The 12,688-nt window shown below is 39.0% G+C and carries 11 protein-coding genes; all 11 read right to left on the minus strand.

The features are described 5' to 3' along the window. Positions 1-74: 74 nt before the first annotated feature. Entirely contained in the window at positions 75-1,589 is a 1,515-nt protein-coding gene (locus H0173_RS03835) for an acyl-CoA synthetase (protein ID WP_221844672.1), read from the minus strand. Positions 1,590-1,647: 58 nt separating this feature from the next. Beyond that, a complete protein-coding gene (gene fabG, locus H0173_RS03840; RefSeq protein WP_221844674.1) occupies positions 1,648-2,388 on the minus strand; it encodes a 3-oxoacyl-ACP reductase FabG in 741 nt (246 codons plus the stop codon). A 13-nt stretch (positions 2,389-2,401) separates the two neighbouring features. Next, positions 2,402-3,298, minus strand: coding sequence for an intracellular short-chain-length polyhydroxyalkanoate depolymerase (gene phaZ / locus H0173_RS03845; RefSeq protein ID WP_221844676.1), 897 nt, complete (start codon positions 3,296-3,298; stop codon positions 2,402-2,404). Next, positions 3,295-4,311, minus strand: a complete 1,017-nt coding sequence (locus H0173_RS03850; protein WP_221844678.1) for a 3-oxoacyl-ACP synthase — start codon at positions 4,309-4,311, stop codon at positions 3,295-3,297. Before H0173_RS03850 ends, phaZ begins: the two co-directional genes overlap by 4 nt. Before the next feature lie 14 nt (positions 4,312-4,325). After that, positions 4,326-4,505, minus strand: coding sequence for a hypothetical protein (locus H0173_RS03855; protein ID WP_221844680.1), 180 nt, complete (start codon positions 4,503-4,505; stop codon positions 4,326-4,328). A gap of 10 nt (positions 4,506-4,515) precedes the next feature. Next, positions 4,516-5,517: a branched-chain amino acid ABC transporter permease gene (locus H0173_RS03860; protein WP_396021174.1), complete on the minus strand. Its 1,002-nt coding sequence runs from the start codon at positions 5,515-5,517 to the stop codon at positions 4,516-4,518. Positions 5,518-5,519: 2 nt separating this feature from the next. Next, positions 5,520-6,380 carry a branched-chain amino acid ABC transporter permease gene (locus tag H0173_RS03865; protein WP_221844682.1) on the minus strand — a complete coding sequence of 287 codons (861 nt, stop codon included), beginning with the start codon at positions 6,378-6,380 and terminating at the stop codon, positions 5,520-5,522. Positions 6,381-6,398: 18 nt separating this feature from the next. Continuing rightward, complete coding sequence (locus H0173_RS03870) at positions 6,399-7,106, minus strand: ABC transporter ATP-binding protein (RefSeq protein WP_221844684.1); 708 nt, start codon at positions 7,104-7,106, stop codon at positions 6,399-6,401. Then, the gene (locus tag H0173_RS03875; RefSeq protein WP_221844685.1) at positions 7,084-7,857 is read right to left on the minus strand and encodes an ABC transporter ATP-binding protein; all 774 of its coding nucleotides are present in this window, start codon (positions 7,855-7,857) and stop codon (positions 7,084-7,086) included. The genes H0173_RS03870 and H0173_RS03875 overlap by 23 nt, the downstream gene beginning before the upstream one ends. Before the next feature lie 83 nt (positions 7,858-7,940). Further along, positions 7,941-9,218 carry a substrate-binding domain-containing protein gene (locus tag H0173_RS03880; protein WP_221844687.1) on the minus strand — a complete coding sequence of 426 codons (1,278 nt, stop codon included), beginning with the start codon at positions 9,216-9,218 and terminating at the stop codon, positions 7,941-7,943. A gap of 104 nt (positions 9,219-9,322) precedes the next feature. Then, positions 9,323-12,580 carry an AfsR/SARP family transcriptional regulator gene (locus H0173_RS03885; protein ID WP_260630987.1) on the minus strand — a complete coding sequence of 1,086 codons (3,258 nt, stop codon included), beginning with the start codon at positions 12,578-12,580 and terminating at the stop codon, positions 9,323-9,325. Positions 12,581-12,688: the final 108 nt, after the last annotated feature.

Here is a 12,688-nt window from a genome sequence, read left to right on the forward strand (position 1 = left end):
GGTAATCATAACAGATGAAATATAAAAAAGCGCGAGTTTGCTATCGCGCTTTAAAAATATATCCGTCACTTCACTCATGCCTTTTCAACTTTTAATCTAGCAAGTCCAATCCTTTTTAGTTCATTTTTATCTACTTTGCCAACATGTGTTTTGGGCAATTCCTCGAGAATAAAAATATGCCTTGGAATTTTAAATTTCCCTAATTTAGCACGGCAATAGTGCTTGATATCCTCTTCTGTAAGCAAAGCTTTGCCTCTTAAACATAGAAAAGCTGAAACGACTTCTCCCCATTTTTGATCAGGGAGCCCAATGACCGCTGCTCCCTTTATGCTTGGATGAGCTGATAGCCATTGCTCAACCTCAAGCGGGTATACATTCTCTCCACCTGTAATAATAAGGTCTTTTCTTCTGCCAACTATATAGTAATATCCGTCGGAATCCTTCCTTGCTAAGTCTCCCGTATAGAGCCAGCCATCTTTTACTGCTTCTTTTGTTATTTGTTCATTGTTCCAATAATGACTGAAGGAATGCTTCCCTCTGATCAGGATCTCTCCCGCTTCATTTATTCCTGCCTCTGTACCATCCTCTTTAACAAGCTTGATCTCATTAAAAATCATTGGCTTTCCTACTGATCCTTTTTTTATCAAAGCTTCTTCTGGAGCAATATAAAAATTATTCGGTCCAGCCTCTGATAGCCCATATCCTTCCTTAAATCGAAGTCCTCTTTCTTTAAACTTATTATAAATTTCGAGTGGACACGGAGCCCCTCCAGAGAGAAATACTTTAATAAAAGGAAAAACTGTTTTAGAGAATTCGGGTGATTCCGTGATCATATGGTACATCGTCGGTACAAATAGAACAATAGTACATTTGTGAAAATTTAATAGCCTCATCGCTCTTACTGGTTCAAAATTATCCGCTATAACAACCATTCCGCCAATCATGAGCAATGGGATCGAAAGTGCATTCAATCCACCTGTATGAAACAATGGCAAGTACGTTAAGGTGATATCCTCATTTGACAAATTCCAGCTAATGATGGTGTTCATAGCATTCCAAATAATCGATTGATGGGACAGTACAACACCCTTAGGCCTGCCAGTTGTCCCTCCCGTGTAAATTATTACTAACGGCTCATTTTCTGTTAAGTGAATATCAAGACTAAACTCACACCTGCTTGTGGCCAGCCCCTCATAATCCTCAGTATCTGTTTGCACAATGTTTGTGTGCTCAAAGGGTCCATTAAGCAATTTTGCAAAGCTGGAATGGCATCCAATTATTTTCGGTGTGCAATCCTCTACTATATATTGGATTTCTTCAGCCGATAAACGCCAATTTACTGGAACAAAAATAGCTCCAATCTTACCGCAGGCAAACAGAAAATCAAAATAACATATTTCATTTGGTGATAGCAAAGCAATTCGATCGCCTTTCTTTACCCCTTGGTTATATAACCAGCTCGCGACAGCAATTGCGCGCTCATTTACCTCATTGTATGTCCATGATTGATTCTTATCGGCTTCAATGATGGCAACAGAAGCCGGTGATAATCTCGCTCTATTCTCCAGCCAATCGAGTTCCCACCCCACTGTAATCTCTCCTTCTAACAAGATATTGCCATTGTAGAAAAAGAGAGTTACAGATTAGTTACATCATAATTCCACCATCGACATGAAGAACGGTCCCATTGACATAATCAGATTCATTTGAAGCAAGGAATAAATAGGCATTGGCAATATCCTCCGGGCTTCCAAGGCGTCCTAGCGGAATCATCTCTTTCATTTGGCCAATTACCTTCTCTGGAACCTTTGCCGTCATCCCAGTATGAATAAATCCCGGGGCGACTGCATTCACATTAATTCCTTTTCTCCCAAGCTCCTTTGCCCAGGTTTTCGTCATTCCTACGACACCTGCTTTGGAGGCGGCATAATTCGTTTGGCCAATATTTCCGTAAACCCCTGAAACAGAAGAGGTATTGATAATTTTCCCCTTTCCTTGTTCGAGCATGACAGGAAGAACGGCTTGGGTACAATGAAAAACTCCCGATAAATTAACATCCAGCACTGCCTGAAAATCCTCGGCAGATAGCTTAGATAACATTCCATCTCGTGTAATTCCTGCATTATTAACTAAAATATCAATACTTCCAAATGTATCTTTAACCGCAGCAACCATTCCCTCAATACTTTCCCGGTCTGCTACATTTACCTGGAAAAACTCAACCTGCAATCCTTTTTCCTTTAGTTCCATTGCTTTTTCTGAACCTAAGTCCGCATCATAATCTGCCAGTGCGACTAGCGAGCCTTCACGAGCAAACTTCTCTGCGGCTGCAAATCCAATCCCATTTGCAGCGCCTGTAATAACGGCAACCTTATCTTTTAATCTCATACTTAAACCCCCTTTATCTATCTAAAAATTCAGACATCACATTAAGCAGCTGTTCTAAGTCATCAATAAGCGGTGAATGACCACAATCTTTTAATTCTATAAAACTCGCATTCTCACCAATATCTTCTAATATTTCTTCATTCATTTGCCTTGAAATAACTAAATCACGGTCTCCCAAAAGAACAAGTGTAGGAATTTTTATTTTTTCACCTTCTCCTGTTCCTTCCATTAATCCATTAAACTTCCCGCTAATATTAAACGTATTTAATGCATGAAGCATTTCTGGGTAATTTCTTTGGGTAAGCATATCATCAATATACTCTTCATAACGCTCTGGATTGGGTTTGTTTTTCGTATAAATGACTGCATCGTACACCATTCGTAAAAAGTCACGATTTTTCGAAGCATATGCCTCTACAGTTGTAATGACCTTCGCTTTCTCAAGTTTTGTCTGCTCATAAGTTTCAACTCGTCTATTTAAGTCCGGCATTCCTTTTTCATCAATTTCATAAAGCGGATATCCCCTTGTAGAGCCTGATGCAAGTAAAATCATTTTCTCACATGCCTGAGGATTGTCCGCAACGTACTGCATGCAGACTGTTCCTCCTAATGACCAGCCAATGATTGAAAAATCTTTTAATCCTATTGCTTCTATAAATGACTTTAGATCGTAAGCCAAGTCTTTAATAGAGTAAATCGGCTGACGATAGGTTGATAATCCAAAACCCCGTTGATCAATGGCGTAAAGCTTATATTTTGAATCCATTCTTTCTAGTACAACATCCCAATGCTTGGATGAATTCATATTTCCATGAACTAGCAGAACGTTTTGACTTCCGCCTGATCTTTCACGGTAGAAAATGGTTTCACCATTTGGAAGGTCAACATTTTTTATCATGATCTCAGTCATTCTAAATCACTCCCCCATTTTATTGCAGTTGCCCCCCAGGCATAGCCTATACCTGCACTTACAAGGACAACTAGATCACCATTCTTTATTTTCCCTGACCTTTCAGCAAGCTCTAGCGATAGAATTTGGTCAATCTGTCCAATATGGCCATACTCATCTAAATAAATTGATTGATCCTCAGTTAATTCTAATTCTTTTAAAACATAGTCATGTGCCGACTTTTTCATATGGAGCATTCCAATATACTGGATATCCTGTTCAGAATATCCGCTTTTCTGGACAGATTGCCTGATCACATGAAGGAAGTTTTGCATTGATTTTTTTTCAAGACGCGTTTTCATGCCTTCGGGGTCAAGCACGTCAAGCTTATATTTTCCTTCGGCAAGTGTCTTAGCTGTCAGCGGATGTTTCGTTCCTCCAGCTACAACTACAACGTCTTCTGAAAATGATCCGTCTGTCTTCATTTCCGTTTCCAATAATAAATTTCTCTTTAGTCCCTTTTGTAAAATAATCGCACCCCCGCCAGCCCCAAGATTGTACATAAATCTTGTCCGCGGGTTCGTATAATCAATAAAATCACCATTACGATATCCCCCTGCTAAGAGAACCGTGTTGATTTCTGGATCAGCTATCATCATATTTTTGGCTACTTTTAAAGCCATGACCGTCGTTCCACACCTTAATGCCGCATCAAAAGACCATGCATTTAACGCACCAATTTCCTCCTGAAGCTTAATGCCTGCTGTCCAAAGTGGATATTCCTTATATTCCTCGCCAATATAAATGATAAGGTCAATGGTTAAAGGATCGATGTTTGCCTTCCTCATTGCCTGTTCTGCTGCCCAAATACCCATTTGGCATGTATGATCCTCTAGACCGGGAATCATTTTCCTTTTAATTCCCATCTTACTTTCCACAATCTCTTTAGGAATTCCTGCCTTTTCTGCAATTTCTTCCCCATATATATATTGATCAGGAAGGTAAAGCCCGGTGCTTAGAATTCCTATGTTCATTCCTGTCCCCTCCATTAGCTGTCACCGATAATGTTCCTCATAAAGTACATTGCATCATCAAGTGTTTCAAATAATATTTCGATATCTTCCTGAACATGTGTTACTTTAATGCGCCATTTCTTCTTGCCGTTCTGTACATCAATATTTGCCAAATGAAAACGAACAACAAAAGAAGCAATTTGCTGGTGCTCCATCTCTCTCCTCCTAGCCGGCGATTTTTTCTTCTGACTTACTCGTTTTTGTTTTCTTGTGGTTAAATTTTATCTTCTTAAAGGTACCGACAATTCCCATTGGGAAAAACATAACGGCCAAAATATAAATAATTCCGAAGAAAATAATCCATCTTTCAAAAATCCAATGAACCTTTGCCAATTCAGTCAGAAAGTGATGTGCAAACTCAATTAGGCCTGCACCAATAACTGCTCCTACTAACGTTCCTACCCCTCCAATGATTGTCATGAGCAGTGCATCAAGTGTTATATCCATCGTGAATACGCTTGTATTCACAAAGCGCAGCGACATCGAATAGAGAAGACCTGCCATGCCCGCCATAACACCTGAGATCACACTGGCAATGACCTTATAATGCAGAATGCTATACCCTAACGATTCTGTTCTTTGCTCATTTTCTCTAATCGCCTGCAATACCCTGCCTAATGGAGAATTAGTAAATCGTCTGAGAATAATAAATACCGCTATCATCATGACAAGACATATTAAATAAAAATCTGTTCGATCTTTAAAAATCTCTGGAATTCGAAACGTAAACCCATCATTTCCATACGTTACAGTTCGCCACTTTTCTGCTAAAACGAGAAATAGACCCGAAAAGGCCAATGTCAGCATCGCATAAAAATGGCTCTTTAGCCGTAAAGTCAATAAACCAAGTATTAAGCTAACAATTGCAGTTAGAATAATTGTTACTAATACCGCTAACAAAAAATACGGTAATGTTGGCTCAAACCGTTTCATAAAAACACCAATTGTGTAAGCGCCTATCCCAAAAAACATTGCATGGCCGAAGGAGACAATTCCTGTAAAACCTAACAATATATCATAGCTCATCGCAAAAATAGCAAATATAAATACTTGAGTTAATAAAATAAAGAGAGTTCTAGATTCATAAAAAAACGGCAATAGTAGGAGAAAAATGGCTGTAGCTATATAAACAATATTTACTTTATTGGCAGCCCCTATTTTCATCATCCTCACCCCTTCAATCCAAACAATCCCTGTGGTCTAAAAATCAAAACTATTGCCATTAATAGCATGTTGACAGCTAAAGAAAGTGAAGGAACATAGTAAGCCATAAATGATCCAGATAATCCGACCAAAATAGCTGCTAGAATCGAGCCTGGGAAGCTGCCCATCCCACCAATTACCACAACTATGAATGCTAATATCGCAAATTCCAGTCCCATTTCTGCATAGATGACCCCCGAATAGGGACCAAGCATCACGCCACCAAGTGCCGCCATTCCTGCCCCTATCATAAAAACGAACATAAACACCCGTTGGATGTTAATCCCAAGTGACTGTACCATTTCCTTATCCATAACTCCTGCTCTTACGATCAAGCCGATTTTTGTCTTTTTCAAAACGTATTGAACAAGTCCGAATACTAATAAACCGACAGCAATAATGAATACCCGATATTTTATGATAATGACATTGCCAATCTCCCAGCTTCCCGCTAAATAAGGGGGAGGTGAGGCTGATAATTGATTCGGCCCCCATACAACTTTTAACAGCTCTGATAATACAAGCATGAGTCCGAGTGTGATCAATATTTGTTGTATATGATTTCCATAGACTGGCTTGATAATCCATCTCTCGGTAAGCAAACCTAAAATGAGTCCTGTTATTATTGCTCCTGCAATGGCAGCCAAGAAGCTCCCTGTCATTGCATAAAGCCATGTCCCGCTATAGGCACCCCAAGCAAAAAGACCGCCATGGGCAAAATTTAACACATCCATGAGACCGAAGATTAATGTCAGGCCAGCAGCAAGCAAAAAGATAAGCATTCCTGTTGCAAGACCGTTTAATGTTAAATTGATTATTAATTCCATGCCCTTTACCTCCTCTCTTTATGCAATGCCCAAATACTTTCTCCTCATGTCTTCATCTTCTTTTAATCTAGCCATCGGACCTTCGCTTACCGTCCTGCCATCATCAATAATGTAAAATTGATCCCCTATTGTGCTCGCCATCATAAAATTTTGTTCAACAAGGACGATCGTAGTTTGATCCTTCATTTGCACAATCGTTTCCATCACCTTTTCAACGACAATTGGCGCCAGCCCCTTGCTTGGTTCATCTATTAAAAGTAAATCATTGTCATTAATATAGGCTCTTGCTATCGAAAGCATTTGTTTTTGTCCACCGCTTAATAAACCGCCCTGCTTTTTCCAAAATGTCTTCAAATCTGGAAATAACGCTAATATCCAGTCTAGCCTTTCCTTTGTTTCATCTCTTTCATCTTTCATCGCTACTTTCATATTTTCTTCTACTGTTAAACCGGCAAATATCCCCTGATCTTCCGGGACGTAGCCAATTCCTTTTTGAGCTACTGAATAGGTGGGCAAGCCTTGAATTTCCTCTCCTTTATAAGAAATACTTCCTTTTGCCGGAGGATTCATCCCCATAATCGTACGCAGAGTAGTAGTCTTTCCCGCACCATTTCTTCCAAGAAGAACAGTAACTTCGCCTTTACGAGCTTCAAAAGAAATTCCCTGCAAAATATGATATTGTCCAATATACGTCTCTATTTCACTAAGCTTTAGCTGCGCTGTCATCGTATAGACCTCCTAAATACGCAGACTGAACTGTCTCATTTTTCATTATGTCTTCTGGAGTTCCGTCAGCTAGTAATCTCCCATTGAATAAAACCATAACTGAATCTGATAAATCCAAAATCATGTCCATTTTGTGCTCGATTAATATTATGGTTCTATTTCGAGCTTGTTTAATTTTCTTAATCACTTCTAAAATAGCTGGCACTTCTTCAACTGACATTCCGGCAGTTGGCTCATCAAGCAGCAATACCTCAGTATTTAAAGCGAGCAGCATGGCAATTTCAAGCTTTCTCTTTTCACCATGAGCTAAATTTCTTGCCAAAATTTCCTTTTTATTTTGAAGTAGAACAAGCTCAAGCCACGCCTCTGCCTTTTCTTCAAATTCCTTATACTTCTTATAATGAGCGAGCATTTGAAAGCGAGTCCCTGCTTGAGATTGCACGGCCAGCCTGACATTCTCTAAGACTGACAAATTCGGAAAAACATTTGTAATTTGAAACGACCTTCCAATTCCTAGGCGGGTTCTTTCGGTCGGAGATCGTTTTGTAATTTCCTTCCCTTTGAAAAATATCTGCCCTTTTGTTGCTGCTAATTGCCCGCTTAATAAATTAAAAAAGGTTGTTTTCCCAGCACCATTAGGACCAATAATCGACTTAAAATGATTTTCCGGAACTGATATACTCACACTGTCCACAGCCTTATGCCCGCCAAAGGAAATCGATAAATCTCTTGTTTCTATAATGGCTTTCACTTTTTTCACCACCCCTTATATAGTTTGATAGAAATAATGAACTTCGGTACTGTACCGAAGTTCATTATTTAATCGTTTTGAAATCATTTGTTTCGAATTGGCGGCTCTGTTTCCTCAGGGCTAAGTTCACGAATTAAGACTGGAACTGGATAAGGAACGCCATCCTTTTTCTCTAATCTGATAGCATATAAGGACTGAAGCGCCTGATGATCATCTGGACGGAAAGTCATCTTGCCCTTTGGTGTTTCAAAGCTCATGCCTTCCATCGCTGCTATTAATGTATCAGCACTTGCGTCTCCCTCTGTTTTCTTCAATGCCTCTACAATAGCAATAGCTGCACTCATGCCTCCTGGAGTAAATAAGTCTGGCACTTCCCCGTTATAACGCTTTTTATGCTCTTCTACGAGCCATTTGTTAATATCATTGTTTGGCAATTCGTGATAGTAGACAGTAAAGCCTTCCATGCCAATAAGCGGCTCCATCGTTGCCAACGCCGGAATATCCGGGGCACCAGTAGAAATTTTTATCCCCTTTTCCTGTACCTTCATATCAGCAATTTGGTTCCAAGGGGAGTTTGCTCCTGCCCAAACTACAAATAAATAATCTGGTTTTGCGTCAATAATTTTTTGGATATTTGAAGTAAAATCTGTTGCAGCAGGGTCGGCATATTCCTCATGGACAATTTCTGCACCAAGCTTCATAGCCGCTTCCTTGAATGCTTCAACTCCATCACGACCGAATGAGTAATCTGGTGCAAGTGTAGCAATTTTCACTCCTTCTGCCGCAATCGCTGCTGCACCTGCAACTGCATCCTGGGACGAGTTTCGCGCAGTCCGGAAAATATATTTATTAAATTCTGATCCAGTAATCGTATCTGCTGCTGCCGGTTCCACAACCATAATTTTTTTATACTCCTCTGCTAGTGGAAGGACAGCAAGCGTGTCTCCTGAGCTAGATGATCCAACTAAGAAATCGACTCCTTTTTCTTCTAGCAATTTGGTAGCTTTTTGGACCGCCACTTCAGGCTTTGTCTCCGTGTCCTCGATAAACACTTCAATCTTTCTTCCAGCTACTTCTCTAGTTCCGTTTGTCGCATAATCAAGACCGAGCTCAAAGCCTTGCAGCGTTTGCTTTCCGTACGATTCCAGCCCGCCTGTTTGTGAAGCAAGAACTCCTATTTTAATAGGTTCACTGTTTTTCGTTTCTTTTTGTTCATTTTCATTATTTGTGTTTTGGTTTGTGTTTTCGTTCGTGTTTTTATTTTCGTTTCCAGCTTGTTCTGTACTGCTGCATGCACTGCTAAAAAGCATGACGAGGATCAGCAGCCCTATAAAACCTATTTTTCGCGACAGTGCTTTCATAAACTTCCTTCCCCCTTAAATTTTCATAAGTTAAAGCCCTTAGCTTTGAACTCATCATAAAGTATTCGGGTTACAAATGAGTTACATATTAGAAAAGGCAGCCATTATGGCTGCCTGACTGAGTTTGGTTTATTCCCTGATTGCAGAATCATTTCATACATGTGGCGAGTAGGATCAAGTGGTGAAACTCCTAACTCCTCTTCTAACGTTTCACAGCATTTTTGATACCATTTTAGAGCAAATGGTCGATTGTTTTTACGATAGTAACAATACATTGTAAGCCTATAAGCTTCTTCCCAAGTACGATCCTTATCGAGAATTTTGATGCACCAATGAATTGCTTTATCATACTCCTCATTTCTTACATAAAGCTGTGCAAGCTTTTCCGCTGCTCTAATAAAAAATACGGCCAGCCGTTCTCTTTCATTGAGACACCAGTCATCAAATCGGCGTTCGGGCAAATAATCGCCTCTGTAAAGGGCAAGACCCTTCTCCAAATAGTCCATTGCCTTCTTAGAATTCTTTTCCTCTAATCCGGCTGTTACCCATTGTTCAAAAATAAGACTGTCTATTTCCAATACAGCACTTGGGTTTATTCCGTATGCTGTACCGTCACGAATGATAAAAAAAGTAGTCCTCCTTGCTTTCCGATTTGGTTCAAGCACGTTATTTAAAGCATTTAACGCCACTTTAAAATCCCGTGCAGCACTTTTTTCATCCTGGTCGGCCCATAATAGCTGAAATATCTCCTCTTTCGGAATCAATTTATGATGATTTGAAATAAAGAGCTGCAGCAATTCTTTCGCCTTTCCTCGCTGCCAATCCTTTTCCTCCACTTCCTTTTCACCGAGCCATACTTGAAATTTTCCTAACGTATTCATCCTAAGAGTATACCCTGGATGGAAATCAAACTTTGATAATTTCATTTCCTGCATAAGCCTAGCAACATAGTGTGGCATGACCATTTGCCTCTGTGCCTCAATTAAGACTGGCGCAAATATTTGCAAATCCTTTGGACCAAACATCGTCCTTCTATGAAAAATAAACTCATATTCACCCTTCTGAACTTCCTTAAATAACAGCGGGAGACATTCCAAAAACAATGAATATTCGTTTTGATTATAGAACATATAGGATTGCCAATATAAACACAGCATTTTTCCAAATTGATCCCCACATTGATTAAATAGAGTAATAGACTGACTTATATAATCAGATGCTATGGAATAATCCCCGTTATTTATAGATGAAATCCCCATTGAAAGCTGAATAAGGGCTGATAGCCATATATCCTTCACCTTTTTCGTCTCATTAAGTGCAGCTTCTCCTGCTGCAATGGATCTTTCAAATTCTCCTCTGCTCCCATACAATAAACATAGTCCCATTAACGGCTCCGCTTTTCCTCTTTCAATTTGTAGCCGATTCATCATATCGAGTGCCGTTTTATAACATTTTTCTGCTAAATTTTGATCATAATCATTTACAATTTGGATTGCATGCCCCATTCGTATCCAGCCACAAGCTTCAACAAAAGGGGCTTTAATGCCTATACCATGCTGAATTCCTTCCTGTGCCAAAACCTTTGCCTGATTTCCATTTCCAGTTAAAGCCTCAATCAATGATAGAAGAATATCGATTTCCCGATGGGATTGCGGCAGATTTGTTTTTTCATGGCCTTCTCTTTGTTTCTCATCCATTAAAACTTTTTTTGCCTGCTCGAATCTTCCGGTCCTTAAATATAATCTAGCTTCAATACTGCTATTGAATTGTGAAACATTTAAATTCCTTGCCCTTTTAATCCATTTTTCTGCCTTTAAATATTGTCCGAGGTTTAAGAGGTTTTCTGCAAGAAGCTGATAAAGCTTTGAAGTTTCTGCTTTTGATTCAATCTCGTATGTTTCTCTTATTTCGATTGCTTGAAAAAGTATTCTTTCAGCTATATGTGGCTGGATTGTATCTAAGTAAATTTTCGCCTGCCCTTCAAGCGCCCTGCTCTTCTCTAACAAATTATTTTTTTCTTCTGCAATGTTTGCAGCCTTAGTGTAGCAGCTCTCCGCTTCTTTATACTTTGACCAATATCTAAGTATTTCCCCTTGTAAGAACCATAGAGAGGAAAACTTATCTTTCTCCGAATTTGGTAAGAACATGAGACGGTCATACAGATTTTCTAATTTTCCATTCTCGAGCATCCTTGATCCCACTTCATTTAATACAGATGCAACTGCAGAAAAATTTTTTACCTTTTCATAATGCAGGACGGCTTCTTCCCATTGCATTCTTCGTTCAAAGAATCTGGCTGTTTGTTCATGGAGTGCGCGAAAGGTTTCAGGATCTTTTGCCCTAAATTGATTTTCCAAGAACTCTTTAAATAAAGCATGATATTTATATTGATTTTCCCCTATACGGTACATGAAAAGATTTTTTTCGATAATTTGATTCAGTATGGAGGCTGATCCTGTAATCCCTATTATAGAGTTACAAATCTCCTCACTAAATTCATCAAATATACTCGTCTGCTCTAGAAATTGCTGTATAATCGGAGGCTGTTTAGCAAAAACCTCTAAAGCTAGGTATTGAAATAAATCGTGAAGGGAATGTGATGATTTTGTATATAAATTAGAAATACTTCCATCTTCAGAAATCTGCTGTGCTATCATTCCTAATGCAATGACCCAGCCCTCTGTTAGTAAATATATCTGTTCTAATTCTGCTTTGCTTATATTTATGTCATAGTAGTCATTTAACAGAAGTTCTGCTTCATCTATTGACATAACTAAATCATCTTTCGTTATTTCTAGCAGCTGATGACAAACCTTCATTTTCGGAAGCATCTTCCATGAGGGACGGCTTCTGCTTGAAATAATAAAATGAATATTAGCAGGAATATGTTCAAGCAGCTTTTCCATCCATCGATTAACTGTGTAGGATTGCTCAATTTGATGAAAATCGTCAAGAATGATATATAAGTCTGTTTGTATAGAAAGCAGTTCATTAATAAACAGAGAGCAGAGCATACTGATTTCTTCATCTCTTATATACCTGTCCATATCCTTCATCATGAGAGCTAAATTCTTTCCAAACTCCGGGAAAGATGTCTGGATAGAGCATATTAAATATGTCAAAAAAGGAAGGATATCATCATCCGCAGCAGAGATTGCATACCAGCAGCAAGTTTTATTTTCATCTTTCACATAGAGAGCAAGCGCAGTACTTTTTCCATAGCCTGCTCCTGAATGAATAATTGTTAGAGGATATCGGGAAATACTTCTCATTTTCTTCGTAAGTGCTGGTCTTCTAATTGATTCTATTTTTACATCAGGAACGAGAAGCTTCGTTCGGATAATGGGCAAAGATTTGAACAAATCACTTCCCTCTTTTCTCAAGAATCTAAATCTTCTGACTTATGTATTCAAAAAAATTTTCCACTGTACTTTAATATAATTGTTTAATTCGCTAAATATGAAATACTT

It is taken from the genome of Bacillus sp. S/N-304-OC-R1, from assembly GCF_019749375.1.
Classification (GTDB): domain Bacteria; phylum Bacillota; class Bacilli; order Bacillales; family Cytobacillaceae; genus Cytobacillus.

Coding starts and splice junctions, on each gene's coding strand:
- fabG (WP_221844674.1), bottom strand. CDS start 2,388: ATGAGATTAAAAGATAAGGTTGCCGTTATTACAGGCGCTGCAAATGGG.
- phaZ (WP_221844676.1), bottom strand. CDS start 3,298: ATGACTGAGATCATGATAAAAAATGTTGACCTTCCAAATGGTGAAACC.
- H0173_RS03850 (WP_221844678.1), bottom strand. CDS start 4,311: ATGAACATAGGAATTCTAAGCACCGGGCTTTACCTTCCTGATCAATAT.
- H0173_RS03855 (WP_221844680.1), bottom strand. CDS start 4,505: ATGGAGCACCAGCAAATTGCTTCTTTTGTTGTTCGTTTTCATTTGGCA.
- H0173_RS03860 (WP_396021174.1), bottom strand. CDS start 5,517: ATGATGAAAATAGGGGCTGCCAATAAAGTAAATATTGTTTATATAGCT.
- H0173_RS03865 (WP_221844682.1), bottom strand. CDS start 6,380: ATGGAATTAATAATCAATTTAACATTAAACGGTCTTGCAACAGGAATG.
- H0173_RS03870 (WP_221844684.1), bottom strand. CDS start 7,106: ATGACAGCGCAGCTAAAGCTTAGTGAAATAGAGACGTATATTGGACAA.
- H0173_RS03880 (WP_221844687.1), bottom strand. CDS start 9,218: ATGAAAGCACTGTCGCGAAAAATAGGTTTTATAGGGCTGCTGATCCTC.